Genomic DNA, 25,042 nt, shown 5'->3' on the forward strand with positions numbered 1-25,042 from the left:
AATTAAAAATACTAATACAGTTATCGAGCGTTTTAACAAGCTAGAATGATCAATGATTTATTACGATTGGTATAATAAAAAAAGGCTCGCCGGGTTGAGCCGACGAGCCTTTGTCTGTTGTCTGAATTATTGTTTACTGAGCGAAGCCGACCGCATCGATCTCCACCTGCTTCACCTGACCGTATTCGGCGGCGATGTCGGCGATCTTGCTGGCGTTACCGATCAGCACAAATTGCAGCTTATCCTGAGGGAAGTAGCTCTGCACCAGACGCTGGGTCTCTGCCAGAGTCAGGCCATCGACATTCTTCTGGAAGTCGTTGATGAAGCTGTCGTCGAAACCATAGAGGTACATGCTCGACAGCAGACCAGCCAGCTGAGCACTGGTCTCGAACTTAGGCGGGAACTGCCCCTTCACATAGGCCTTGGCCGAATCTAGGGTCGGCTGATCTATCCCCGTCTGCCACAGACGCGCATAGGTCTTCAGCGCCAGGTCGATCGCCTCCTTGGTGGTGTCGCTCTTGGTAAAGGTGCTGATCTTGAACACGCCCCCCTGGGAATAAGGGGTAAAGGCCGAACGGGCACCATAGGTCAAGCCGGCATTCACCCTCAGCTCGTCGTTGAGCCATGAGGTGAAACGACCGCCCAGTATGGTGTTCACCACCTGCAGGCCAACATAGTCTGGGTTTTTACGGCTAATGCCCTTGCCACCAATCAGGAAGGTAGTCTCGATGGCATCGCCCTTGTTGACCAGAAGCACCTTGGCGGCGTCTACCGGCGGCTGACCCTCGGCCAGATCTTGCTTGGCGATCGCCTCACCGTTGTGCCAATCGCCAAACAGCTTGTCGAGTCTCGCCTTCATCTTGCCTGGCTCGAAATCGCCGACCACAGAGATGGCGACGTTTTGCGGCTGATAATAGCTCTTGTGGAAGGCGCGCAGCTGGTTAACCGTCAGCTCTGCCAGTGAGTCACTATTACCCGAAGCCGGATTGCCATAGGGGTGATCGCCAAACACCAGCTTGTCAAAATAACGATGGATCACCTGACGTGGGCTCTCCTTCTCCTGGGCCAGACCCGCTATCTCACGCTGACGCAGCTTATCGAACTCGCCGCCATCGAAATCCGGCGCGCGCAGCAGATCCCGCACCAGCGGCAGCATCTTCTCCGTGTCTTTCGCCATGAAGTCGGCGTCGATGAAGCTGCCCTCTTTACCGGCATCGGCGGCAATCGAGGCACCGAGGAAGTCGACCATCTGCTCGATATCAGACTTACTCTTGCCGTTAGCCCCCAGCAGCAGCGACTTGGCGGTCATGCTGGCCACACCTGAGGTGGTGTCCTTGACCGCACCGGCGCGCACCACGGCGCTAACGGTGATCAGCGGCACCTCAGTTTGTGGCATCAGGTAGACAGTCATGCCATTGGCCAGTTGGTACTGCTCATAGGCGGGCATGCTGAAGCCGCCGGTATCGACCGTCTGGCTGCTTGTGGTCGCGGCGCAGCCCGAGAGGGCTAAGGCGCCGGCCACCATGGCTGCCGTGCCCAGCTTGGCAAATCCTTGTGGAATCTGAGTCAATAGGGTCTTCATTGGTCACTCTCCTCTGTGGCCGCCAATACTGCAACCGTGCGGTTAGCACGACGTAGGTAGGTTTGCGCAACACGCTGAATATCTTCTGGGGTCACCTTGTTATAGGCCTCAGGCGCGTTAAATAGCTTTTCAAAGCTGCCGAAATAGAGCTCGTAAGTCCCTAAGGTATTGGCCTTGCCATTAATGGTTTCCATGGCGCGGTAGAAGTTCATCAGCTTGATATTCTTCACCTTCTCCAGCTCATCCTGGGTCACGCCTTCGCGGGCGATGCGGTTGATCTCACCTATCATGGCGCCTTCCAACTCCTGAGCGTTAACGCCTGGGTTGGCAACGCCCATCACATAGAAGAGGTTAGGGTCGAAGCTCATCGGCATATAGGTTTCCACCTCGATGGCCACCTGCTTCTCCACCAGCCCTTGATAGAGGCGCGAGCTGTTACCTGTGGTCAGGATAGAGGAGAGCAGATCCAGGGCGTAGTAGTCCTGATTCGAGGTTGCCGGCACATGGTAGGCCAGCATCACGTTAGGCGTGCTGACCGAAGCCTTCTGCACGAATACGCGGCGCTCACCCTTCTGCAGCGGCTCGACCGTCTTCACCTCACGCGGCGGTGTCTGCGCCGGAATAGGGGCGAAGTACTTGTTGGCTAAGGCCTTAACCTCGTTGAGCTTCACATCACCGGCGATCACCACCACGGCGTTGTTGGGCGCATAGTAAGTCTTGTGGTACTGCACCAAGTCGTCCTGGGTCCAGGCGGCGATATCAGACTCGTGACCTATGACAGACCAGCTGTAGGGATGGGCACGAAAGGCGGCGCCCTTGATCTCTTCCTGCAGGGTACGCCAGTTGGAGTTTTCCAAGCCTGTGGTACGCTCCGAGGCCACCACGCCACGCTCACTCTCTACCATCTCAGGATTAATATCCAGATGAGCGATACGATCGGCTTCGAGATCGAAGATGGTCTCCAGCGCGTTGGCCGGGAACCAGTCGGTGTAAACGGTCAGGTTCTCTGTGGTGTAGGCGTTGTTGGCACCGCCAGCGGCTTCCATGGTGCGGTCGAACATCTTAGGACCATACTTCTTGGAACCGTTAAACATCATGTGTTCGAAGAAGTGGGAGATCCCTGTGATGCCCGGCACCTCGTTACGGGATCCCACCTTCCAAAATAGATACATGTTGGCATTTGGGATGGAGGCATCTTCGAGCACCATGATCTTCATGCCATTATCGAGTGTGAAGCTTTTTATGTCTTCGACCTGGGTTGCCTGCGCCCCCATGGAGGAGAGGAGTCCTCCAACGGAGAGGCACAGCGCGATAATCTTTCGCATCATCTGTCGTTCCCTCATTCGTGAGCAGATAGAATTTATCTCTATATCGAGGGCCGCCAAGGCGAACGCCCTCATGATTCGAGCACAAAATACCAATCGTAGTAAATAAGTGCTCGTCCTAGCGTGTTAAAACACTCGACAACTGCGTTATAATTTTTGATTGTAGAATAACTACTTATCTAAAAATTCTGCCTTGTTCTCAAGAGTTTTTCTTAGGCTATATCTGATCACTTACTTACTGTGATTGGTATAAGAGGCGAAATTATAAATGAGATCAAGCCTGTTGTAGCAACAATCGATTAAGAGAATTGTAACTTATTGCTTTTATGCCATGCTTAGACACAAACCTGACCACACCTAAGCCGAGGGAACGCGCCTTGCCACACACCACAGAGATAGATCTGGCCTATCTGAACCGCATCAACTGTAATACCGAGGCCCAGCTGCAAGTTCTCACGCCGCTCAGGCCCATCAGGCTAAAGACCCGGCTGATCGGCATAGACCCGGACAACGCCATCATCCTCGCCTTAGGACAAGACAAATACTGGCAGGCCGCCCAGGATTACATCACCCAGGGACAAGGGGTGGTGGTGCGCCTGATCAACAGCGACGACCCCGAGGCCAACATCCTCGCCTTTCGCAGCCAGATCAAGACTTTGCTCAACAATGCCGGACGCTGGTTGGTGGTGAATTATCCCAAGGAGTTGCAGAGTGTGGCCCTGCGACAACACAGCCGCATCCCTGTCCACCTGGCCGCCTCGATACATGAGCGCACGGCAGAGGGTCACGCCAGCCATGTCTGCTCCAGCGGCTACCTGCAGGATGTCTCGGTAACAGGGGGCGCCTACATGGGCGAAGAGATAGAGGGGGGCAGCCTGAACAAGGGTTACCTTTTAGAAGTCAAATTTGAACAGACACCCGAGACGCTCAGCGTGCCCATCATATTGAAAAATATTCAGCCGCCCGAGCCGGGACGTAGCCAGTATCAATATGGCTTCATCTTAGACGAAACCCAAGGGGAAGAAGTGCCCAGCGACTTTGCCCAGAAGGTGATCATCAACCACCTGATGCAGCAACCTAAGAGCTAATGGCATCCAGCTTAGTAAAGAAGACCACATCCTTGTCGATCACCTCTAGCCGCCAGTTAAATTGGCTGGCAATCCACTCGAAGGTGGCGGTGCTGTAGAAACGGATATGGGTCTGATCCTGCTTGTAATGCCAGTTGGCAAAGGCGGCCTCGCCAAGTACCCGCTTGGTCATGATTGCCAGGCAGGCCCCCGGCTTCAACATGCCGTCCAGGCGCTTCAACAGGGCCGAGGCATCGGCCACATGCTCTATCACCTCTGTCATGGTAATAAAGTCATATTGCCTTTCTAGCAGATTCTCGTCGGGAAAGTAGTAGAGATCATAGTTGTCCATGGCGATTCCCGCCTCGCCCGCCATCACGCTGATGGTCGGCCCAGGGCCACAGCCAAAGTCCAGCCCGCTATGGTCACTGGTTAATCGCGCCCGCAGGGGTAACCAGGTGCGCCCCAGGAAACGCCGGTAGCCCAGATCCTTACTGTCGTTTTGGTGATGATCGTAAAACGCCTTCTCGGCTTCGGCGCTTAGGAGGTACTGGTCGGAAACGCTCACCAACTGGCACTGGTTACAGATTTCATATGCTCTGTGCTTATCGCGATGAAAGCACGCCAGGTTTTCACTATGACAAAGGGGACAAAGACTCACAGGGCTTCCAATTAACTTTTGGGTTTGGGTTTGGGTTTGGGAATTTTCCGATCTTGGGCGGCGGCTTCGCGCGCCTCTTTAAGGTATTTCGACTCTCGACTCTCACGCTCGTTAAACTGACGCTGAGCCTTTTCTCGCTGCGACTCCTGCCACTCGCCCGATTGCTGACGCTCAAGCACGGCCTGCTCCCTTGCCTGAGTGGCATTGGCCGCCTTTCTGGCCTTCTCCAACTGCTCCGCCTCCGTCTGGCGAGCAATCTTGCTGGCCTCTTCGGCCTTAGGGCTCATGCGCTTATACTCTTTCGCCGCGAGAGCCAAGCTCAGGCTGGCCAGCAACACCAAGACGATGCAAGAAATTGAGCGGGTCAACATGACAGTTATCCTTAACCAGATGAGGGTCTGGGCAGATTCTATCACTATCGGCGCCACAAAACTGAAAAACCTCAAATCCGGCTCAGTTAAGAGATTTGTTAACAAAGATCATAAAAATGATTGAAAAACCGTGCAAATACCTATCCTTAGGTTTGAGTCTCGTTTAGATTCGCGGTATTTTTAACCCTATTGGCAAAGAGAAGACCAGCAAAGGCACCATAAGCGCTGCTCATTGCCCCATTTGCGAGCCACCTCATGGAGCACCCTATGGGCCCTTGGTTAACCAAACTGACGCAGCTTAGCAGCGCGCAGCCTGAGATTCAGCGGCAACTCGACAGTTGGCGCCGGGACGAGTACGCATGCTTAGCCATACTCAAGGGACACGCCTTCATCGGCGCCAGTCAGGGCACGCTGGATTATTTCGATACCCAGCGGGACAGCTTTATCACCGCCACCCCCTATGACTTCTCGCCGCGAATTCAAGCCAACGGCATCAACAGCATAGAAGTGGCGCAGCAACTGATCGAACGTGTGCAACAGGGCGAGGTCGTCAGCGTCAACTGGCTGCACATGAGCCAGCTGGGGCGCGAGCTTCCCACCCGGGTCACCATGCTGCCGGCACGGCTCGAGGAGAGTCAGGTGATCTTGGTACGTTTCGAACCCGCCGATCGCCGCGCCAAACACCGTGAAAAAGCGTCCAACGGTTTTGACCGACTGCCGGCTCAGCTGGTTTCCAGCATCCTGGAGGACAGCGCAGAGGCCGTCTACATCAGCAACCACGAGCACAAGATCATCGCGGTCAACAAGGCGATGTGTCGCATCTGTGGCTATAGCGCCGACCAACTGCTTAACAAGAGCCCGCTGGATCTACAGGGATTTTGTGAGGTCAGCAATAGGCAATCCGACTTCCTGCAGAGCCTGGAAGATCGCGGCAGCTGGCAGGGCGAGACCCTCAAGACCCGCTCCGACGGCAGCCAGTTTCCTGCCTGGGTGAGCTGCCGTAAGCTACAGATAGACGGTGAGATCTTCTATGTCACCCTGTTCAGCGACATCAGCGCCAAGAAGCGCCTTGAGTCGCGTCTGACCGAGCAGGCCATGGTCGATACCCTAACCGGCCTGCCCAACCGTCATCAGCTCAAGCAGCAACTGGATCAGGCGCTGGCGAGTGCGCAGAAGGAGAGTGACAAGCTTGGCGCCGTCATCTTCATGGATCTTAACGGCTTCAAGAATGTGAATGATTGCTTCGGCCACGCCACGGGCGACAAGGTGCTGCAACTGGTGGCGGCGCGCCTCGAGGCCAGCTGCATAGACAAGGCCAGTATTGCCCGCCTCGGCGGCGACGAGTTCACCTTAGTGCTGAGCGATTGCCAGGATAGAGCGGAGATTGAGACGATCTCCCGGCAGCTGCTGGCAATATTCGACGCCCCCTTCGAGATCAACAGTCAGAAATTCTTTCTGGGCACCAGCATAGGCATTGCCCTCTTCCCCGAACACAGCGATCAGGCCGCACAGCTGCTCAGCTTTGCCGATACCGCCATGTATTGCGCCAAGAAGAGCCCCAACCATGTGCTCTTCTACGACAGTCAGATGCACAGAGATGCCCAGTATAAGCTGAAGACCATCAACGACCTGCGTCATGCCTTTAACCTAAATCAGTTCCAGCTGGCCTATCAAGTGATCGTCAACCTCGATGGCAACCAGGTATTAGGGGTTGAGGCGCTGCTGCGCTGGCACAAGAGTGACGAGGAGATCATCGAGGCCAGCGACTTCGTGCCCCTGCTGGAGGAGACGGGCCTGCTGATCAACATAGGTCAGTGGGTGCTTACCACCGCCTGCGAGCAGGTCGCCAAGTGGCGCGATGAGATAGCTAGGCCGCTACAGGCCTGCGTGAATGTCTCGGCGACCCAATTGGAACACCCGGACTTTGTCCAGCAGGTGACCCGCGCCCTAATCGCCAGTGGCCTGCCTGCCACGGCCCTGGTGCTGGAGATCACCGAGTCAGCCCTGCTACGTCAACCCAAGCGGGTCAAAGCCACCCTCATTCACCTTAAGGCCTTGGGGGTGCGAATCGCCATCGACGACTTCGGTGCCGGCCTCTCCTCCCTCAGCAAACTGGGCAGCCTGCCGATAGACACGCTCAAGATAGATGCGGGCTTTGCCGAGCGACTCAACGAACCACAGGGACGCGAGCTTTGTCAGGCGATGATACAACTGGCCCAGGCACTCAAAATTCAGTTTGTGGTGGAAGGTGTCGAGACACTAGCGCAGAAACAGATACTGGCGGGGATGGGACAAGGATTTGCCCAGGGCTATTTTTATGGTTATCCGACGGCGGCGGAGCAGTTTACCAAGGCCAACTTCATCCTGCATTGAACCGATAACTGTGGCAGCGCCTCGAAGGCGATACTGCCTCCCTGCATGGACAGTAAACTGACACAGCTATCTGACCACTCTATGTTGAGTGACTCAGGCTATTAGACCCTAATTTCTCTCAGATTATCGTGATCTACTCCATAGGCTTTTCCGGTAAACCATGGCTGGTTCACAATTTTATCATTGGGCTATTCAGGCTCATATCTCTGCCTCACAGATGCCGGCATGGCCGCTAACCTTTGCTGCACCAGGGCCGCCAAGGCATCGTGTAGTGGCGACACGTCGCAGCTCGGCTCCAGGATTTCGATGGCCAGCGCCGCCGCCTCCAGGGTCGACAGGCTATCGTCACGCTTTGCCTTGCGTATGGTGTACTTAGAGGGGGCGTCGAGATCGAGATGCACCGCAGGATACTCGCTCAACCAAGGGTTAAGTTTCAATAACTTATAAGCCTTGCGCCAGGTACCATCCAGTAACAGCAACACCACGTCATGACACTTGGCCGAGCTATTTAGCGTCTCGCTCTCCTCGTTGGGATAGAGCAGAAACACCGGCCGGGACTGCGCCTTTAGGTAGTCCCTCAGTTCGGCAAAATCCTCGGGACTCTCCCCTACCACTAAGCGCAATTTATCTCCCATCACTGCCTGCATCAGCTTGACGCTGTTCTTGGCATGGGACACCTCGCTGGGGTGTTGCAACACAATCAACTCGACACGGGTCGAGAGTGGTCGAATGCTGTCGCACAGGCAGGCATTAACTGGATATTGGCATTGGGGGCAAACGGGACGACTCACAAGATCCTCACTAGTTAGCAGGCTTGGCCTTAGTGTAACGCCTTTGATGGCATAAGTATGTCATGTGCCGAATGACAATTGGCCGCTTACCTGAGTAAGGGAACAAAAAAGCCTGCATTGAGGTCACTAATGCAGGCTAAAAGGGTGTTGCTAATGGATCAGGTTGCGCCTATCAGTGGGCATGGCGTTCCTGGTGCCAGGTATCTAGACGGCTCATGTTCATGGCCACCAGCAGCAGGCTCGCCAGGCCACCCATGACCACCACCACGGCATAAGGCGCCGCCAGGTCGGTCTGCTGGATCAGGCCTGCCAGAATCGAGGCGCCACTCATCTGAATAAAGCCCAGCATGGCGGTTGCAGTACCGGCGCGCTCACCAAAGCCCGCCAGGGCCATGCTGGTCGCAGGACCAAGCAGCAGGGCGAAGCCGATACACAAGAGCATCATGGGCAACATGAAACCGAAGGCCGCCGCGAGTCCTGTCTGTGGGCCGGCCCACTGCATCGCAAGTTGTAACAGGGCCGAGACCAACAAGGCGGTCAGGGCGAGGATCACGGTCGGGCGGTTGCCCAGCTTCTGAATCACCACGGGTGCCGCGAAACAAGCGCCGATGTTCACCAGAGCATTGAGACCAAACAGACCGCTGAAGGTCAACTCAGACACGCCGATAGTCTCGATGAGCCATACAGGCGAATAGGACACATAGGTCAAAATGGCAGCCATGCCCGCCATACAGGCGAAGGCATAAAACATGAAATGCGCATCCATCAGCACAGGCTTATAACGCGACCAACGATAGAGGCCCCCTTGGGTCACTGTGTTGGCAGGACGTGTCTCGGGCAGGCGATAGCCGACGAGAATCATGATGATGATGGCGTACAGCGTCATAAACACGAAGGTAGAGCGCCAGCCAAACTGCAGCGCCAGCAGACCACCCAGGGTCGGTGCCAGTGCCGGGATCACACAGATCACACCGTTAAGATAGCTGTAGTAGCGCGCGCCCTCTTTAGGGGTGAAACAGTCTCTGACGGCACTGAATACCACGATAGAGGTCGAGCAAGCCGCTAATCCCTGCAGCACGCGAGCCAGTTGCAGCCAATGAAAGTCCATCGCCACCGCGGCCAACAAACTGCTGGCGATATAGAGCAGCAGGCCTCCCAATGCGATGGGGCGACGCCCGAAGCGATCCGCCAGCGGACCGATCAGCACCTGACCGACTCCCATGGCAAACAGAAACAGCACCAGCGTCGACTGCACCTGACTGGCCGACACAGAAAATTCGGCCGCCATCACGGGCATTGAGGGCAGATAGATATCTATGGCTAGGGGGCTCAAGACCACCATAGACATGAGTATGGGTAACAGGTTCCGACGCATATTTCTCTAATTTTATGTAGGGGTAAGGGTAATGATGCTTATTTTAGACCAGCCAAGTTATGAACAGAAATGGTATAATTTCAAAAGCTAATTTCCTGTAAGGAATATCTAATGAATCTCGACAACCTGGCACGTATCGATCTCAACCTCTTGGTCATGTTACAGGTGCTACTGGAAGAGCGTAGTGTCACCCGCGCCGCCAGCCGCTTGCACTTGAGTCAATCGGCGCTAAGCAAGAGCCTCAACCGCCTGCGCGACACCTTAGGCGATCCCCTGTTTATCCGCACCGCCCACGGCCTCAAGCCCACCGCCCACGCGGCCCTGCTGGGCCAGCAACTGCCGGACATGTTGCAGGGGCTCTACCAGCTGACTCAGCCACCGAGTTTCAATCCCGCCAGCAGTCGGCGTCAGTTCTCCTTTGCCATGGTCGAGAGCGCCTACGAGACGCTGCTCCCCTACTTCATCGGCCCTTTGCTCAACAACGCGCCCAACCTCAGGCTGGACTCCTATCTGTGGACCGAGAAATCCCTCTCCTCCTTACAGAAGGGGCAGATAGATTTCGGCATCACGGGACGGGACATCAACCCCCAGTCGGATCTGATCATCGACAGGCTGCCGGAAGGGATCGCCCATCAGACCCTGTTTACCGATCATCAGGTCTGCCTGGTACGCCAAGGCCACCCCATGCTACCGGCCATCAAGAACCATCAGTGGGATCTTGATATCTATCTTGAGATGTCCCATGTGCAGGTGCGCTGCGAGGGTAACGAGTGGTGGGCGCTGGACTATTTCCTGGCAAAATCTGGCCACAGGCGACACCTGAGTACCACGGTACCGGACTTCTATGGCGCCGCCAGCGTATGCGCCCATAGCGATCTTATCTTTACCTTGCCTTCCAGTTTCGCCGCCCACGCCCGCAAGCTCTATGCGCTGGAGGAGTTGCCGCTGCCTTTCGATTTCCACTCGTTAGCCTATGTGCTGCTATGGCACGAGCGCAACGACGACGAACCGGGGCACAAATGGATCCGTGAGACCATATGTAAACGTGTCGCCCAGGCCGTTAACCTGCCCGAAACCCAATTATCGGTATCCGATTCAGCTTAGGTTAACCTTGCTCCGGCTAACATTAAGTTGTTCGAGACATTTGGTAACAGTTAACAAAGAAGATTAAACGAATTTAACGTGATCTCATGGGGCGAATATGTGCACAATCGAGCCATCAACGCAGGGACTATTGAACAGAGATCAAGCCTGAAAGATAAAGAGTCCCTAGGGAGAAACTATGATTTATCAACAATTTCAACAGACGCCTTTCCAGCATAGGTTCTCGGGTACTAAGGGCTGGATGGCCTTCGCGATCGGTTTAGTGGTAATGACATTGGTCTTGCTAGCGCTCCCCTTTGTCATTCTTGTCGGCGCCTTAAGCTTCATCATCCTGAGCCTGTTTGGCCGGGTCTTTCTTAAGCGCCAGCTGGCCAAGTTCCGCCAGCAGGGGAATGCCGCCTTCGGCGCGCAGACACAGGGTTTTGACCAGAAGGGATATTCGTCGCGGCCGTTTGAGACCGCCTCGCCCTTTGGCAAAACCCGAGCCCCACGTCAGGGTCGCACCTTCGAGCACGACCCTAACGAATAATCTCGCTCGCCGCCCGCGGCCTTGCCAACAGGGCGGCAAACGCTTTCCAGGCCTGTGCACTGTCACGGGCCTTTCTCGTAACATACTCCCCGACGCTTGCCTCGCCGTGATGATAGTTGATCACATAGCTACGATTCGCCAGATAGAAGCGTACCCGCTGGGCCGCCTTCTCTGGCGTGTAGAGGGCATAATCCACCAGTAATCGCGCCGCCGCCTCGGCCGTTATCTCGCCGTCGATCAGCTGTTTACACACCAGGGTATCCAGATTGGCCAGCGCCTTATAGGCTTCCATCACCTGATGATAATGGAGCAGATCGCCCTCGATGCCCGCCATAGGCATCAGCACCTGCTGCTCGAAGGAGAGCCTCTCCTCTCGGGACATCAGCAGCGTCAGCCCAAAGTTGGCACTGCCTTCTGAGAGAAACGAGATGGGGCTATAGAGGGGGTAGATGGCGTATTCCCACCAACCCAGCGCCCTCACCAGTTCACGCTCCTGCAGCAGATTAAACACGTGGTGCCCCGGATAGCCCTCGTGGCTGGCCAGCTCAAGGGCGCGCTCCAGATGCAGTGGATGATCCTGATTGAGCTGGATCAGGCTGGTGTAATCCCCCTGATACCAGTTATAGGCGGTCCAGATCTTGTCTTTGACAAACTCGACCCTGAACAGCTCCCCGTCAGGCAGGGCGATGTGGCGCTTAGTCAGCAGCCTCGCCTGCTCAACCGCCGCGGTAAAGACCTCTGGCACCTTGTCTGCCGGTACGATAAACCGGCTTCTGTAGGCGTCAAACCGCTTAGTCAGACTCCCCTCACCGGGCAGCAGGTTATCTAGTCTGACGAGCGCCTCATGAAACTCGCTAAGACTATGCCTGGGCGCTGTGGTGTCATACAAGGCCTGGGATTCGACGTCGAAACTGAGGCGCAGCCCCATCGAGCGCTTTAGATAAACCGCCACCGAAGCGAGTTGCTTAGATAAGAAATGATGGCGCTCCCGTAGCGACTGACATGGCAAGCCATGACGCGCCTGTTCAAGCCGAGACACGAGATCCGCACTATGCTCTGCCAGAGTATCAAGCGACAAGCCCTGAGCTTGAGTCTCTGCCCGCCATTCAGCCGGCCCATAATAGGCGTCCACATAGAGGGGCTCATGATGGCCGATGGCCAGCACCAGCTTAACGTAAGCCGCCGCCAGTTGATTAAGAGTGTGGTTATGTTCAATGCACCGCGTCACGCAAACATCTTGGTGACAAAATTGACAGCTAACGGATTGGCTTTCGGATTGGGGCTGTGACAAGGCGACTCCACACTGGCAGAAAACAGAGTCGCACATTTAGCCACAAATGAATATTGTATGCAATGTTTAGCTGAGATTATTGGGGATCGGCCAGCAGTTCCCGTGCACGCTGCAAGGCCTTGAGTTCATCGGCGTCCTGACTCACCCCTATAACCTTATCGATCTGCAGGGCCAGCGACTCCCACAGGGGCGCGATCACCTCACGCTCTCGGGCATTACCACGCTGGCGCGCCATCTTAAGCAGCGCCGCCGACCCCACCACATCTATGCGTCCCAGTATGCCGTCAGCCAGGGCGATGCTCAGCTCTATCATGGCCGGCACGCTATGGCCATATTTCACCGCCTCCCTCAGGTAACGCTCGGCCAGAGAGAAGTCGTTGCCCAGGGCATTCTCGTTATTGAGCATCTGCTGGGCGCAGTGCAGCATGGCATCGAGTTGTCCCTGCTCGGCAGCCTCGGCCATCCACTGCTCGCTGGCCAAGGCATCGGGTTCACAACCCTCGCCACGGGCCAACATCAAGGCCAGATGGTACTGGGCATGAGGAAAACCCGCCTGAGCGGCGCTAGAGATATAATGAAAGGCCTGGGCATAGTTGGCCTGCTGATAGTAGAGCACGCCCAGGTTGGCCATCGCCTCTGACTGCTCGCGATCGGCCGCCGCCTGCAGATAACGATAGGCGAGTTGAGTGTCTATGCTGATCTGCTCGCCGCCCACCAGGTAAAAATACCCCAGCAGCGCCATGGCATTCACCACACCGGCCTTGGCGGCGGCGATGATGGCACTCTCGCCTGCGGCCACCTCTGCCTTGCCGGCATAGCCATGCAGCAGGCTCACACCATGTTCATACTGCGCCTCGGGCAGATGGGGCGCTGACAGGGCAAACCAATGGGCGGCCTGTTTGAAGTTAGCCTCGCTGAGCAGAGTCACTTGTGCCTCTGCCTCATCATGCAGGGCCTGTTCCTGCTCTTTTTGCATCAGGGCGCGGGTCTTAAGCGACATGCCCACCAGATATTGCGCCTGAGGATCGTTTTCCATCACGGCGCGATAGCAGAGATCCCGCCCGGCAAAGGCATCGAAAGGCTCGAAACGATAATCGGGCGCCGGCCCATCACATAACAGGGGATAGAGATCTTCCACCAGCTTAACCAGGCGCTCTATCGCCTTCTCGGCCAGCTGCTCGAGCGCCTCGGCGGTCAGGTGATATTTCTCGGGATGCGCGCCGCGGTTACCATCGCTGCGCAGCCGATGCAGGGCGCGCGTCAGACGCACATTGATCACCCGCTGCCGGTTGAGTAGCTCGATACGCTCGTAGAGGTTGGGGCTATCGAAGACCAGCTGCTGCGAGGCCGCCAGTTTGTCCGTCAGCCTATGGGTGAAGCTACGCACGTGCAGCAGCGCCTGGGTCGGCACGTCACGCACATAGCTCTTGGCCACCCGGTAGTCTTCACCCAGTTCCTGCGAAAATTGGCTAACCAGTTCGATATCGCTGAGCAAGGTGAGGACTCCGTGGTTGTAATATTAAGAGGGGGATTCTCGCGGATCAGACCTGCTCGTCAATGCTGGGACGCGACACCATGTAGAGACGGAACAGGGCGACGTTAACGAACAGACCAAAGAAGGCCACCAGCACCTCGACCACCAAGACTAGGGGGAAGCCCACAGACTGTGCCAGGCTAGACAGGGTGCCACCGATAAGCGACAGCGGGATGTATAGCATGAGTACCAATAGGGTCTTGAAGGCGATGGGGCCACTGAACTTAAAGCTCCCCTTGATCGCTTCCAGCGGCGTCAGGCGCTCGACCACCACCATGAAATTCACATAGGCCAGACGGGCGAAGATATAGATGCTGATCACCAGTCCCACCAACCAGATGGGGCCGAAGGCTGCAAACAGCATGACAGGAGCCAGAATCGCCAGACCAGAGAAGACACCGGCCAGCAACAGCGGCGGAACGAAACTCAGACTCGTCTTAAGCAAGATACCGGTAGAAGGCTCATGGCCATGGGATCTCACCTCCATAAACAGGGTCAGGGCGGCGATAAGCAGTGAAAAGACCAGCAAGAGCACCATCATGGCGAGCATGTGAGGCACGCCAAACTGGGGATTCTCCAGATCTGCGTTATTGATCTCCATTCCTAACCACATCTGAATCCCTACCTGTAGAAACAAGATAGGCACGGTAAGCGCCGCTAACTGGCGGATATGGTTACGAAAGAAGTTATAAGCTTCGGTCAAAATCGCTGATAATGACATGTGACTTTCCATTAGATATATGTAAACCAACTTGTGAGTTCGACAGGATACCGAAATTTCAACGCCAATGCACAACACATGTCTAAAAATAGATACAAAGTTATTGCCCGGCTAGGCTAGAATAGGCGGCATATTTAGCACTTATCACCATGGGATGGCGATTCATGAAATTATCCACTATCAGCGCGGTTATCTTAGGCTCTTTACTACTCGGCAGTCCGGCGTCGGCCGGCTGGTTTGACGACCTCACCAAGAAAGAAGAGGCGCCTCAGGTTGCCACCCAGACACAAAACAACGACCTTGTCGGCACTGTGATGTCTCAGCTTGGCCTCAACCAGACTCAGGCCGAAGGTGGACTGGGTAGCCTGCTCTCGCTGACGAAAACGACTCTTGGAGGCGACAGCTTCGGCCCTATCGCAGAGGCGATTCCTGGTATCGACGGCTTGCTGTCGGCGGCGCCGCAGCTCGACAGCGACTCAGGCATGTCGGGCCTATTGTCTAAGGCTGGCGATCTTGGCAGCTCGCTGCAGGGTGGTGCCCAGGTCTATGATTCTTTCGAGAAGCTGGGCATCTCCAAAGAGCTGGCAAAACCTATGGTGGATATCGTTAAGGGCTACCTCGATGCCAACGCCGGTGCCGGCACCACAGATCTGCTGATGCAGGGACTTGGCGCCCTGCTCTAACCACTCCATGAAGCAGAGTTCATCTGCACAGGATGAACTCTGGCCTTTTAGGGGACTCTAACCCCTAACTAAGTCTTGAAAGGTATGCGTGATGATCGCCAAGCTGAAACAGTTTCTCACCGCCCAGACTCACGCCGAGTCACCCGAGGAGAAGGCCAAACACCTACAGTTGGCCGCTGCCTGTCTGCTGCTGGAAGTCGTCTACGCCGATCAGACCCTAGATGAGCAGGAAGCCGCACTGCTGCCTGAGCTGCTCACCTCGGCACTGTCACTGAGCATGCAAGAGGCCCAGAGCCTGATTGCCGAGGCGAAACAGGTGCAGGGCAACGCGACCTCACTGTTTGAATTTACCAAAGAGATCAACCACCAGTGCTCTCTGGAGCAGAAACAGCAGCTGATCCTCGCCATGTGGACCCTGGCCTACGCCGACGGCAGCCTATGCCGCTATGAAGATCAGATCATCCGCCGCACCGCCGAACTCCTCTACCTCAAGCACAGCGAGCTGATCCAGCTGAGAAACGCCGCGATCAACAAGACCCGCTAAGGGCTAACAAACCTATAATTCAAAGACCGAGGCCCTTAAAAGCCAGGTAACTACAAGCTAGGGCTTCACAAATTTCAGCACATAGCGACTGGTCTTGCCGCGCACTGCCTCATCGAAAGCAGACAGGGTCAGCTTATCTTCCGGATTCTCCAGCACATCCAGACTCGCCTGCAACTTAAATCCGGCCGTCTCCATGGCATCGATCGCATGCCGCTTGGCCAGACGGTGCAGTTCGTGAGCCGTGCTGCTATCGCTGCCCTCTGCGGCATCATGGTCGATAATAGCCACCAGACCACCGGATTTTAGGCTGCTAAACATCTGCTTTAATAGCCTTTCTCTGTCAATCGCCGGCCAGCCTGGCTCATGATAATAGGTGTCGTGAAAGCCCAGGATAAAGAAGATGCGATCTAAGCTTTCGTCAGGCAGTTGTAACTCGTCCGCCTCACAGACAATGAGTTCGGCATTGGGTAGACGCGTCTCGTAATGGCGCTCTGCCAGATCTTCCTTGGCGAAAGGCAGATAGGCCTGATTATTGTGTACCAGTACGCTGCCCTGCTCCCCCACCACACGCGCTAACAGCTCGCTGTAGTAGCCACCGCCGGAGAAGAGATCCAGCACCCGCTGCCCTGGCGCCACCTCGAAGAAATTTAATATCGCCTCGGGATGGCGGCTGCCATCGCGCGCCTTGTCACGGGCCAATCTCTCTGGATGCTCGACGGCCGCCCGTATCGCTGAAGCTTCCCCTGCATAACTCGAATTGATACCACCCAAGATCAATCCCCCCAAAAGTGATAACACAATAAGATTAATAGTCTTCACACATGTCCCATCCAAGTGTTCTGTTTCGCCCAAGGATAAGCCCTAAAATGTAAATCAATGGTTATTGAAGTGTAATTAAAAATATCTCAATTGAGCCTCGAAGTGATTTTTTATTAGCCAAGGCTAAAAAAGGGTAATAACCCTATAAGTTCGTTATTTACATTTGCTTACAAATAGGCGGTATCACTTGTAGCAAAGATAATAAGGTAAGGATGCTTTTTGAAAGAAACTGCACTGTTAAAACGAACCTTTATCGCCATAGTCGGTGGCGTGATCACCCTATCTCTGTTCGCTTTCATGGCCAAACTGATCGATAACGAACAGCCAACGCAAACATACGCTATTGCAACGCCAGACCTTAACCTCTCCTTCGAGCCCAAGCCACCAATAGAGAAGCAGCGGGAAACCATCATCGAACCTAAACAAGATCCGCTGCAGCCTCCTAGGGCCTGTTGATCTTTCAAGTTTAATTTTTGTTCAATCTAAACGCGTTTTGCGCGAGGCGAGAGCCATGAAGCATAGTTACTCTATGTGAATGGCGAACAACAAAGAAATCGTCTGGAACGATTTCTAACAGCGTAGCTGACCGCCTGCGGTGAAAGACAGGAAGCCTTTCATAAAGTGCAGCGCGCGTTTAGATGAACCCGTTGGGCAGCGTTTGTAGGCCATTTCTACGGTGTTATCGCCAGTTTGTGTAGGATACTACACGGCACAGGCTCTGCCTTGTATAAATCACCTTCAAACTGCTGCAAAAACAAACGGCAAAGATCAACAGGCCCTAGGCGCGTCGAAGGCTTCGAAGAGAGTGAAACCAGCGAAACCGGGCTGCTACCGGGTGTCATCGAGATGCCTAAGGTCGTCAATACCACCCAAGACTCACATACGGTAAACGACACAAGCGACGCCCTGCCTATCATTCAGGTATCACCTCAGTATCCCGTATCGGCTGCCCAGGAGGGCAAGGAGGGCTACGTGCTGCTGGAATTTGACATCACGGCCAGCGGTGCGGTCGAGAACATCAAGGTGATTGAGGCTAATCCGAAGCAGATCTTTAACCGTGCGGCCGTCAACGCGTTAAAGAAATGGAAGTATAAACCTAAGATGGAAGAGGGACGGGTCATCCCACAAACCAGGCAGCAGGTGCGACTCGACTTCAAGCTAGATCAACAGATCTGAATCGTATGGCCTTTTCCTAAGGAGGCAGCTAAGGCAGCCTCCAAGCCATGTACAACTCGACTCAAGCTATTCTATCCAACACGGCAGGTCTGCTTACGTACCAGATGGGTCTTCTGCCACCAGAGTAGCGGGGCGAGTACAGAGACCAGCAGCAAGGCGTAGAGCATGTTAGCCCCCAGCGCCAGGGCCATGGCCAGGCAGAAGCCAACACCCATGATCACCAGTGGTAGGTAGCGCTTACTCAACAGCTTGGCCGCCGCCAACATAGACACCAGATAGATGAGCACGAACACCCCGTTAGTCCAGGCGATCAGATGTTCCAGCTCCTGCCCAAACAGGTAGGTCAGGCAGATCACCGTCGCCATGGTAAGGAGTACCGCCACCAGTGCTCGCACCGGCACCCTGTGCTGGTTAAGCTTATCGAAATAACGGGGCAGCACGCCTTCGCGACTGAAGCTCCAGATCAGCCGCGCCACGCTGGCGGTATAGACGTTGACCGTAGAGAGTCCACCGGCAATCCCGAGAATACCTATCACCTGAGCGCCATAGCCCCCAAGCAGATGATCGAAGGCGTTGACCATGGCGAGCCCTTCCCCCTTAGGCACAAACAGCAGGAGTAAGGTACAGGTAACATAGACCAGACCCACCAGAATGGTGCCTATGATCATCGCGGGTAGCATATCTTTTTCCGGGCGCTTGAAGTCGTTGGCCAGATGGGTCATCGCCTCGATACCGAGAAAACTCCAGAACGCGATACCGGCCGCGGCCATCACCAGCCCCATGTCGCTGCCCGCCTGAGGCGCCGCCAGCTCGAGATCCCCAAGCTTGGCACCGCCGGCGCCAAACAAAATCACCACCACAGAGACGATGGCCAGGGTCAGGGCAAACTGCAACTTGGCCGACACCTGTATTCCCTTGAGGTTGAGCGCCAGCAAGAGGAGCAGCAGGGCCAACTCGGTCAGCAACTGTTGCCAGCCCACCAGGGGTACCAGGGCGTTAATAAACTGAAAGGTCATCAAGATGGCAGCGGGTGTGCCTATTGGCACCACCAGGAGGAAGATAAGTCCGGTCGTGCGCCCTGCGGTGCGGCCGAAGGCTTTCTCGACAAAATAGGCTGGGCCGGCAGCATGGGGGAATACCCCCGCCAGACGCGCAAACACTAAGGTCACAGGGATGATCGCCAGTGTGAGTAAAATCCAGGCCAGTAGGGCACCATGACCCGCCGTGGCTATGGTCATCTCCGGCAGGATAAATACGCCAGTGCCAAGCAAAGTGGTGGCCATCAGACCGGCACCTTGCCAGCGACCAATAGTACCGTGATTATGTTCCATCTTAGGTTCTGTTAGGGTTATCTATGGCGATAGTATAGACTTAGCGGGTCAAACAATCTGTCAAAGATTTCCGCCGAAACTCAAAATAGAGCCGACACTTTGACGGAATTTTATCGTTTCACCGACACTTTGTCGGTACTAACTTTGTCAGCGACAAGAGAGGACAGCTTGGACAAGTTTGATAAGGCCATCATCAACGCCCTGAGACAAGACGCCAGACAGAGCGTTTCCAACATCGCCGAGTGCGTCAGCCTGTCTCGCAGCGCCGTATCGGAGCGGATCAAGAAACTGGAGCAGACAGGGATCATCCGCGGTTATCAGGTACTGCTCAGCGAGTCGCAGAAAGAGGGAGTCTCCGCCTACTTCGAGATCCAACACCGCTGTCCCCGCTGCGCCGACGTGGTGCATGTATTCCAATCTATCCCAGAGGTGATCACCTGCCGCGGCATCACGGGCGACATGGATCTTTTGGTCTATGTGCAGGCCGACTCCATGCGCCGCCTGCATGAGATCCGCGAATATATCGACGCCCAGACCGACATCATCAAGCTCAAGACCCATGTGGTGATGAGCGAATGGATCGACAATCGCGGTTAGTCACAGGACGGAACATGGGTAACAGTTTAGGCCCGTGGATTCCTTTACTATATGCTTAACGATAGACTATCGTTTAACTCTTTCATTGGTTAAACCATTATGCAGATTGAAAAAACCGCCGAACTGAACCTTCTTTGGGGCTCGCTTATCCTCGAAGAGCTGGCACGCCTGGGAGTGCAACATGTCTGCATGGCGCCCGGCTCCCGCTCGACGCCCCTCACCCTGGCGGCGGCCAAACAGACTAAGCTCAAGCAGCATCTTCATTTTGACGAACGGGGTCTTGGCTTTCTGGCCCTTGGGCTGGCTAAGGCCAGCCGCGCCCCTGTCGCCATCATCACCACCTCGGGCACGGCGGTCGCTAATCTCTATCCCGCCATCGTCGAGGCCTGGCTGACCCAGGTGCCGCTGATTGTCTTATCCGGCGATCGCCCCCCAGAACTGCTTGGCTGCGGTGCCAACCAGGCGATAGTGCAACCGGCGATCTTTGCCGACTATGCCAAACAGGTCAATCTGCCAACACCGGATATGGCGATCCCGCCCCAGGCGCTGCTCACCCTACTCGACGAGTCAGTCGCCAACGCCACGCAGCCGGTGCACGTCAACTGCATGTATCGAGAGCCCTTGTACCCCGGCTCCATGAGCGCCGATTTTACCCACTACCTGAGCCCTTTAGGCAATTGGCAACACAGCGCCCAGCCCTATAACCAGTATGCCGACGCCCAGCTTATCAGCGCGCCGACGCCGGATGCCCTGGCGCGTTTCGTCCATGGCAAAGGGGTGATCATCGCCGGCACGCTGGCACCCGAGGAGCAGCCAGAGTTATTAGTCGAACTGGCGCAGAAGCTCGGCTGGCCGCTGCTGACCGACGCTCAGTCCCAGCTTAGACAGCACGGCGGGGCGATCGGCAACATAGATCAACTGCTGCACCAGCCCAAGGCCAAGGCGCTGCTTCAGGAGGCCGACACCGTGCTGGTGTTTGGCGGACGCTTGCTGTCGAAACGCCTGATCGGCTACTTGGGTGAGCAGAAATGGAAGCGTTACTGGCAGGTACTGCCGCGTCAGACCCGCCTCGACCCGAGTCACTCGGCCAAACAAGTCTGGATAAGCCCACTTAGCGCCTTTACCCAGCTTCCCTGGCCGAGATCGTCCGCAGCCAACTGGGCGATGCAACTAATTGAGACCAACGAACAACTGGCAACCCTGTTCCAGCAGCAGATAGACGACGCCGAGTTTGGCGAGGCCCAGGTGGTGCGTGCCATCGCCCGGCGCGGCGAGCAGCAGCTATTTATCGGTAACAGCCTGCCGGTGCGCCTCTACGACATGTATGCGCCCATCACGCCTGTAGCTCCTCGCATCTATACCAACCGTGGCGCCTCAGGCATCGACGGCCTGCTGGCCAGTGCCTGTGGCATCGCGGCGCACAAGGCCAGTGCTACCACGCTGATCATCGGCGATCTGTCGCAGCTGCACGATCTCAATTCTCTGGCCTTAGCGGCGAAGCAGCAGGGCCCCTTCGTGATCGTCATCCTCAACAACGACGGCGGCAACATCTTCAATCTACTGCCTGTGCCCGATGAGAAGCTGCGCAGCGGCTACTATCGCCTCGCCCATGGACTGGAGTTTGGCTATGGCGCGGCCATGTTTGGCCTGCCCTACAATCGCGTCGAGGATCTACATAGCTTTAATGAGGCCTACGACGACGCCCTGGCCTACCAGGGCGCCTCGGTTATTGAGGTCTGTGTGGCGCAGGATCAGGCCAGCGAACAGATAGCTCGCCTCGCCGCCTGGATAAAGCAAAGCTGATGCTGGCCTATCGGAGTGAAGGCGACCGCAGCAAGCCGGTACTGGTGTTGTTGCATGGTTTCCTCGGTGACAAGCATGACTGGCAGGCTGTCCTTGCCAGACTCAGCCGGCATTTTCACTGTATCGCCTTAGATTTGCCCGGCCATGGTGACAGCCCAGCCCTTGAAGGGGATCCACACTCGCCAGGCTTCAATCGCGTCGTGGCGCAGATCCTCTCGACACTGGACAAACTCAAGGTGAACCGCTTTCATCTGTTAGGCTACTCCTTGGGTGGTCGCATTGCCCTGCATCTGGCCGATCAGGCACAGGAGCGCCTGCTCAGCATCCATCTGGAGTCTTGCCACCCGGGTCTTGTTAGCGATGACGAGCGTAACTTGAGACTCGAGCAGGACGCGGCGTGGCAACAGAAATTGCTTTCCCTACCCGTCCCAGACTTTCTATCACTCTGGTACCAACAGGGAGTATTTGCCTCCCTCGATGATCAAGAAAGGCAGAAGCTCATTCAGGCGCGCTCCCACAATCGCCCTGCGGCGCTGGCCAGCATCTACCTGCCAACATCCTTAGGCCACCAGGCTGATTTGTCGAGCATACCTGAACAATCAACCTTAAACTGGCATTATTATGTAGGCTTGCAAGACGATAAGTTTCTCGCCCTGGCCAAAGCCTGGCAGGCTAAACAAAAGATCTCCCTCTATCGGGTACCAGGGTCGGGCCACAACGTGCATCTGGCACAGCCAGAGGCCTTCTGCGATCTCCTCATCGCTCAGCTCAGGACACAAGCATGATACTTAGTCAACTCAGCCTCTATCGCTACCAGATCCCCTTAGACAAACTGCTGCCGGTAGGCAAACAGCGTATCGATAACCGACAAGGATTGGTACTCAGGGCCTGCGCAGCAGACGCACTGGGCGAGTCAGTTTGCTGCGAGGTCGAGATATCGCCTCTGAATGGCCTGGATGTCGACGAACAGCCCCTCCAAGGCTTTAGCCAGGAGTCACTGACTCAGGTGATCGACGAGCTGATGCCGCTGTTAGACACCTTAGTCGGCCAGGCTGTCGACACCTTGGTGACCTCAGCCCAGGCGACCAAGCTGCCCTCGCTGGCCTTTGGCCTGTCGTTGTTGCACGCCAGACTCTCGGGACGATTGCCCGCCGCCAGACAGCAAGCGCGAACCATTCCCCTCATCTATCAGGCGCAGGATGAGGCGCCTCAGGCGTTGGATGCCCGCATCGATGGCCTAGATGACGCGGTACACGCGGTAAAGGTCAAGGTGGGGCAGACCTCCATGGCCCAGGAGATCGCCATGATCCACCGTATCCTGGCTCGCCGCCCAGATCTCAAGTTGCGGTTGGACGCCAATCGCTGTTTCACCCTCGAAGCCGCCATCGATTTCTTCGCCTGTCTGCCGCTAGAGGCGATCGAATATGTCGAAGAGCCTTGCCAAGACCCTGGCGACAACTCTGCCCTGTACCGAACCTTAGGCGTGGGGTTTGCCTTGGATGAGAGCCTGAACCAGCCTGACTATCGATTTACCATGGCACCAGGGCTCACCGCCCTTATCATCAAGCCGATGATCTTAGGCTCGCTACCAGACCTACAGGCCATGACTCGGCAGGCCCATGAGGCTGGGGTCAGGGTGATCCTCAGCGCCAGCCTGGAAGCCAGCCTCGGCATCAATGCCCTGAGGGATCTGTGCGAGGTCCTTACGCCGGATGAGGTACCAGGGCTGGACACCTTAAGCGCCTTTAGCGCCGATCTGCTGGTGTCGACCGGCAAGAATCGCTGTCTGACCCTGGAAAACCTGATCTGCCTGAAGCAGGTCGCGCGGGAGGCGGTTTGAAGCATAACCATGACACGAGCCAAGAAGCTAGCTCCCAAATTAGCCGCGAAACGCTAGAGATCTCGCCGCTACACCTGATGGCAACTCGGGTGCCAGCACAAATCGCACTGCATCACTGGCATGATGGCGAGTATCGCGCCATCGACTATGCTCAGCTGGCTCTGAGGGTAAGACAATGCACGCAGCAGCTAGATAGCCTGGGGATAAGGACTGGCGACAAGCTGGCCTGCATCGACCAGAACTCGCTCGCCTTGGTGATCCTCTACTGGGCCTGTATCGATCTCGGCGCCATCTTCTGTCCGTTAAATCCCAGATTCCCCAGGGCGCAGATAGCCAGGTTGGCCGAGCGCTATGGTTTCAACTATTTCTGGGCTGGCGAGGCCTATCAAGACTTGCTTCCGGAGCCAGGCCTGACGCTGACCTTAGACGCCGAGGCATCACTTGCCGAGACTCGCGCTAACCAGGCAGAAGTAACTAAAATAGAAGCAATCAGGATAGACACGGTGCGGCCCTGCAACATCATACTCACCTCGGGCAGTAGCGGCATGCCCAAGGCGGCCGTTCACAGCCTAAATAATCATATCGCCAGCGCCCTTGGCTCGACCCAGAAGATCCCCATACATCGAGGGGACAACTGGCTGCTTTCCCTGCCGCTGTTTCATATCGGCGGCCTGGCGATAGTCAATCGCTGCGCCCTGGCTGGCGCGGCCCTGACCTTGCCAGCGTCAGAGCTTTCACTGGCGGAACAACTCAAGGCGACTCCCCTGACCCATCTCTCTCTGGTGGCCACCCAGCTAGTGAGATTGCTTAACGACGCCCCCGAGACACTAAAGGGCCTCAAGGCGCTGCTGCTGGGTGGCGGCGCCATAGATGAGCGGCTGATCGAGCGCCTGGTGCCAATGGGAATTCCCGCCTTTACCAGCTATGGCATGACGGAGATGAGCTCACAGATCACCACGGCCAGGGCCAACGTTCAGGGCAGCTGCGGCCAGCCTTTGCCTGGGCGTCAGCTTAAAATTGTCGATGAGGCTATCTATGTGCGCGGCGAGACCCTGTTTCTCGGCTACCTGAGCGATAAGCCTCCCCATGGCATCACCAGGCCACTGGATAAGGATGGCTGGTTCTGCACCCAAGATCGCGGCCGGTTAACGCCTGAAGGCGAGCTGCTCATTCTAGGGCGCACAGACAACATGTTTATCTGCGGCGGCGAGAACGTGCAGCCCGAAGAGATAGAGGCGGTGCTTCGATGCCACCCCGGCATCGAAGAGGCACTGGTATTCGGTATTGTAGATGAGGAGTTCGGCCTGTTACCGGCGGCGATCATCAAGGGAGAATCCCCCTCGCCCGAGGCGCTCGATGAATTTCTCTGCCAGACTATCGCCCGCTTTAAACGCCCTCGCCGATATTTCACCTGGCCGGAGGTGGAGCAGACAGGGCTAAAGTTAGCACGCAAGCAGGTGATACAGGCGGTAGCCGAGCAACATAAATTAGCCATAAAAAAACCTGCTTGATAGCAGGTTTTTCT

24 protein-coding genes are annotated in these 25,042 nt (G+C 55.9%); 13 read left to right on the forward strand and 11 right to left on the reverse strand.

Annotated elements, in window-relative coordinates:
* Positions 1-133: 133 nt before the first annotated feature.
* Together L1D47_RS02595 and L1D47_RS02600 are read right to left on the reverse strand one after the other, a co-directional pair.
* Positions 134-1,582 (reverse strand): pitrilysin family protein, encoded by a 1,449-nt coding sequence (locus tag L1D47_RS02595; RefSeq protein ID WP_239882440.1) that lies wholly within the window; start codon positions 1,580-1,582, stop codon positions 134-136.
* Positions 1,579-2,910, reverse strand: a complete 1,332-nt coding sequence (locus L1D47_RS02600) for a pitrilysin family protein (RefSeq protein WP_239882441.1) — start codon at positions 2,908-2,910, stop codon at positions 1,579-1,581. Before L1D47_RS02600 ends, L1D47_RS02595 begins: the two co-directional genes overlap by 4 nt.
* A 374-nt stretch (positions 2,911-3,284) precedes the next feature.
* On the opposite strand from L1D47_RS02600, the gene L1D47_RS02605 reads away from it, so the two are divergent.
* On the forward strand, positions 3,285-3,995 hold the full coding sequence (locus L1D47_RS02605) for a flagellar brake domain-containing protein (protein ID WP_239882442.1): 711 nt from the start codon (positions 3,285-3,287) through the stop codon (positions 3,993-3,995).
* Here the strand turns inward: L1D47_RS02605 and L1D47_RS02610 are convergent.
* Together L1D47_RS02610 and L1D47_RS02615 are read right to left on the reverse strand one after the other, a co-directional pair.
* The gene (locus tag L1D47_RS02610) at positions 3,985-4,635 is read right to left on the reverse strand and encodes a class I SAM-dependent methyltransferase (RefSeq protein ID WP_239882443.1); all 651 of its coding nucleotides are present in this window, start codon (positions 4,633-4,635) and stop codon (positions 3,985-3,987) included. The two genes, L1D47_RS02605 and L1D47_RS02610, sit on opposite strands and share 11 nt — an antisense overlap.
* Positions 4,636-4,646: 11 nt before the next feature.
* Entirely contained in the window at positions 4,647-5,051 is a 405-nt protein-coding gene (locus L1D47_RS02615; protein WP_239882444.1) for a hypothetical protein, read from the reverse strand.
* Positions 5,052-5,273: 222 nt separating this feature from the next.
* Between L1D47_RS02615 and L1D47_RS02620 the strand changes: the two genes are divergently transcribed.
* Positions 5,274-7,379 (forward strand): EAL domain-containing protein, encoded by a 2,106-nt coding sequence (locus L1D47_RS02620; protein WP_239882445.1) that lies wholly within the window; start codon positions 5,274-5,276, stop codon positions 7,377-7,379.
* Between the two features lie 188 nt (positions 7,380-7,567).
* On the opposite strand, the gene L1D47_RS02625 is transcribed toward L1D47_RS02620, so the two are convergent.
* Positions 7,568-8,170 carry a tRNA-uridine aminocarboxypropyltransferase gene (locus tag L1D47_RS02625; protein WP_239882446.1) on the reverse strand — a complete coding sequence of 201 codons (603 nt, stop codon included), beginning with the start codon at positions 8,168-8,170 and terminating at the stop codon, positions 7,568-7,570.
* Between the two features lie 172 nt (positions 8,171-8,342).
* Positions 8,343-9,545: a multidrug effflux MFS transporter gene (locus L1D47_RS02630; protein WP_041508841.1), complete on the reverse strand. Its 1,203-nt coding sequence runs from the start codon at positions 9,543-9,545 to the stop codon at positions 8,343-8,345.
* Positions 9,546-9,656: 111 nt separating this feature from the next.
* Here L1D47_RS02630 and L1D47_RS02635 point away from each other — a divergent pair, with 111 nt between their 5' ends.
* Positions 9,657-10,649 carry a LysR substrate-binding domain-containing protein gene (locus tag L1D47_RS02635; RefSeq protein ID WP_239882447.1) on the forward strand — a complete coding sequence of 331 codons (993 nt, stop codon included), beginning with the start codon at positions 9,657-9,659 and terminating at the stop codon, positions 10,647-10,649.
* A gap of 178 nt (positions 10,650-10,827) precedes the next feature.
* A complete protein-coding gene (locus L1D47_RS02640) occupies positions 10,828-11,178 on the forward strand; it encodes a hypothetical protein (RefSeq protein ID WP_041508839.1) in 351 nt (116 codons plus the stop codon).
* Here the strand turns inward: L1D47_RS02640 and L1D47_RS02645 are convergent.
* From L1D47_RS02645 to L1D47_RS02655, 3 genes are all read right to left on the reverse strand, one after another.
* A complete protein-coding gene (locus tag L1D47_RS02645; protein ID WP_239882448.1) occupies positions 11,168-12,406 on the reverse strand; it encodes a hypothetical protein in 1,239 nt (412 codons plus the stop codon). The genes L1D47_RS02640 and L1D47_RS02645 overlap by 11 nt on opposite strands.
* A gap of 139 nt (positions 12,407-12,545) precedes the next feature.
* On the reverse strand, positions 12,546-13,964 hold the full coding sequence (locus tag L1D47_RS02650; protein ID WP_239882449.1) for a DUF4145 domain-containing protein: 1,419 nt from the start codon (positions 13,962-13,964) through the stop codon (positions 12,546-12,548).
* Positions 13,965-14,010: 46 nt separating this feature from the next.
* On the reverse strand, positions 14,011-14,724 hold the full coding sequence (locus tag L1D47_RS02655; protein WP_041508836.1) for a hypothetical protein: 714 nt from the start codon (positions 14,722-14,724) through the stop codon (positions 14,011-14,013).
* Positions 14,725-14,888: 164 nt separating this feature from the next.
* Between L1D47_RS02655 and L1D47_RS02660 the strand changes: the two genes are divergently transcribed.
* Together L1D47_RS02660 and L1D47_RS02665 are read left to right on the forward strand one after the other, a co-directional pair.
* Positions 14,889-15,407, forward strand: coding sequence for a DUF2780 domain-containing protein (locus L1D47_RS02660; protein WP_239882450.1), 519 nt, complete (start codon positions 14,889-14,891; stop codon positions 15,405-15,407).
* Between the two features lie 91 nt (positions 15,408-15,498).
* Positions 15,499-15,951 carry a TerB family tellurite resistance protein gene (locus L1D47_RS02665; protein ID WP_239882451.1) on the forward strand — a complete coding sequence of 151 codons (453 nt, stop codon included), beginning with the start codon at positions 15,499-15,501 and terminating at the stop codon, positions 15,949-15,951.
* Positions 15,952-16,008: 57 nt separating this feature from the next.
* On the opposite strand, the gene L1D47_RS02670 is transcribed toward L1D47_RS02665, so the two are convergent.
* Positions 16,009-16,722 carry a methyltransferase domain-containing protein gene (locus L1D47_RS02670; RefSeq protein ID WP_239882452.1) on the reverse strand — a complete coding sequence of 238 codons (714 nt, stop codon included), beginning with the start codon at positions 16,720-16,722 and terminating at the stop codon, positions 16,009-16,011.
* Positions 16,723-16,989: 267 nt separating this feature from the next.
* On the opposite strand from L1D47_RS02670, the gene L1D47_RS02675 reads away from it, so the two are divergent.
* Together L1D47_RS02675 and L1D47_RS02680 are read left to right on the forward strand one after the other, a co-directional pair.
* Positions 16,990-17,226, forward strand: a complete 237-nt coding sequence (locus tag L1D47_RS02675; protein ID WP_239882453.1) for a hypothetical protein — start codon at positions 16,990-16,992, stop codon at positions 17,224-17,226.
* Positions 17,227-17,493: 267 nt separating this feature from the next.
* Positions 17,494-17,946: an energy transducer TonB gene (locus tag L1D47_RS02680; protein ID WP_239882454.1), complete on the forward strand. Its 453-nt coding sequence runs from the start codon at positions 17,494-17,496 to the stop codon at positions 17,944-17,946.
* Between the two features lie 71 nt (positions 17,947-18,017).
* Here L1D47_RS02680 and yjeH read toward each other — a convergent pair whose 3' ends face one another.
* Positions 18,018-19,277: an L-methionine/branched-chain amino acid transporter gene (gene yjeH / locus L1D47_RS02685; protein ID WP_239882455.1), complete on the reverse strand. Its 1,260-nt coding sequence runs from the start codon at positions 19,275-19,277 to the stop codon at positions 18,018-18,020.
* Positions 19,278-19,445: 168 nt separating this feature from the next.
* Between yjeH and L1D47_RS02690 the strand changes: the two genes are divergently transcribed.
* From L1D47_RS02690 to menE, 5 genes are all read left to right on the forward strand, one after another.
* Entirely contained in the window at positions 19,446-19,874 is a 429-nt protein-coding gene (locus L1D47_RS02690; RefSeq protein WP_239882456.1) for an Lrp/AsnC family transcriptional regulator, read from the forward strand.
* A gap of 99 nt (positions 19,875-19,973) precedes the next feature.
* A complete protein-coding gene (gene menD, locus L1D47_RS02695) occupies positions 19,974-21,677 on the forward strand; it encodes a 2-succinyl-5-enolpyruvyl-6-hydroxy-3-cyclohexene-1-carboxylic-acid synthase (protein WP_239882457.1) in 1,704 nt (567 codons plus the stop codon).
* The gene (gene menH / locus L1D47_RS02700; RefSeq protein ID WP_239882458.1) at positions 21,677-22,462 is read left to right on the forward strand and encodes a 2-succinyl-6-hydroxy-2,4-cyclohexadiene-1-carboxylate synthase; all 786 of its coding nucleotides are present in this window, start codon (positions 21,677-21,679) and stop codon (positions 22,460-22,462) included. Before menD ends, menH begins: the two co-directional genes overlap by 1 nt.
* Positions 22,459-23,517, forward strand: coding sequence for an o-succinylbenzoate synthase (gene menC / locus L1D47_RS02705; RefSeq protein ID WP_239882459.1), 1,059 nt, complete (start codon positions 22,459-22,461; stop codon positions 23,515-23,517). Before menH ends, menC begins: the two co-directional genes overlap by 4 nt.
* On the forward strand, positions 23,514-25,028 hold the full coding sequence (gene menE / locus L1D47_RS02710; RefSeq protein WP_239882460.1) for an o-succinylbenzoate--CoA ligase: 1,515 nt from the start codon (positions 23,514-23,516) through the stop codon (positions 25,026-25,028). The genes menC and menE overlap by 4 nt, the downstream gene beginning before the upstream one ends.
* The last annotated feature ends 14 nt before the right edge of the window (positions 25,029-25,042 follow it).

The organism is Shewanella sp. Isolate7 (assembly GCF_022398425.1).
In the GTDB taxonomy this organism is placed as follows: domain Bacteria; phylum Pseudomonadota; class Gammaproteobacteria; order Enterobacterales; family Shewanellaceae; genus Shewanella.

What these genes read in the sequence shown, in the direction of transcription:
- L1D47_RS02600 (WP_239882441.1), bottom strand. Translation starts at nt 2,910, where the DNA reads ATGATGCGAAAGATTATCGCGCTGTGCCTCTCCGTTGGAGGACTCCTC.
- L1D47_RS02660 (WP_239882450.1), top strand. Translation starts at nt 14,889, where the DNA reads ATGAAATTATCCACTATCAGCGCGGTTATCTTAGGCTCTTTACTACTC.
- L1D47_RS02635 (WP_239882447.1), top strand. Translation starts at nt 9,657, where the DNA reads ATGAATCTCGACAACCTGGCACGTATCGATCTCAACCTCTTGGTCATG.
- menD (WP_239882457.1), top strand. Translation starts at nt 19,974, where the DNA reads ATGCAGATTGAAAAAACCGCCGAACTGAACCTTCTTTGGGGCTCGCTT.
- L1D47_RS02630 (WP_041508841.1), bottom strand. Translation starts at nt 9,545, where the DNA reads ATGCGTCGGAACCTGTTACCCATACTCATGTCTATGGTGGTCTTGAGC.
- L1D47_RS02620 (WP_239882445.1), top strand. Translation starts at nt 5,274, where the DNA reads ATGGGCCCTTGGTTAACCAAACTGACGCAGCTTAGCAGCGCGCAGCCT.
- menH (WP_239882458.1), top strand. Translation starts at nt 21,677, where the DNA reads ATGCTGGCCTATCGGAGTGAAGGCGACCGCAGCAAGCCGGTACTGGTG.
- L1D47_RS02655 (WP_041508836.1), bottom strand. Translation starts at nt 14,724, where the DNA reads ATGTCATTATCAGCGATTTTGACCGAAGCTTATAACTTCTTTCGTAAC.
- yjeH (WP_239882455.1), bottom strand. Translation starts at nt 19,277, where the DNA reads ATGGAACATAATCACGGTACTATTGGTCGCTGGCAAGGTGCCGGTCTG.
- L1D47_RS02640 (WP_041508839.1), top strand. Translation starts at nt 10,828, where the DNA reads ATGATTTATCAACAATTTCAACAGACGCCTTTCCAGCATAGGTTCTCG.
- L1D47_RS02595 (WP_239882440.1), bottom strand. Translation starts at nt 1,582, where the DNA reads ATGAAGACCCTATTGACTCAGATTCCACAAGGATTTGCCAAGCTGGGC.
- menC (WP_239882459.1), top strand. Translation starts at nt 22,459, where the DNA reads ATGATACTTAGTCAACTCAGCCTCTATCGCTACCAGATCCCCTTAGAC.
- L1D47_RS02665 (WP_239882451.1), top strand. Translation starts at nt 15,499, where the DNA reads ATGATCGCCAAGCTGAAACAGTTTCTCACCGCCCAGACTCACGCCGAG.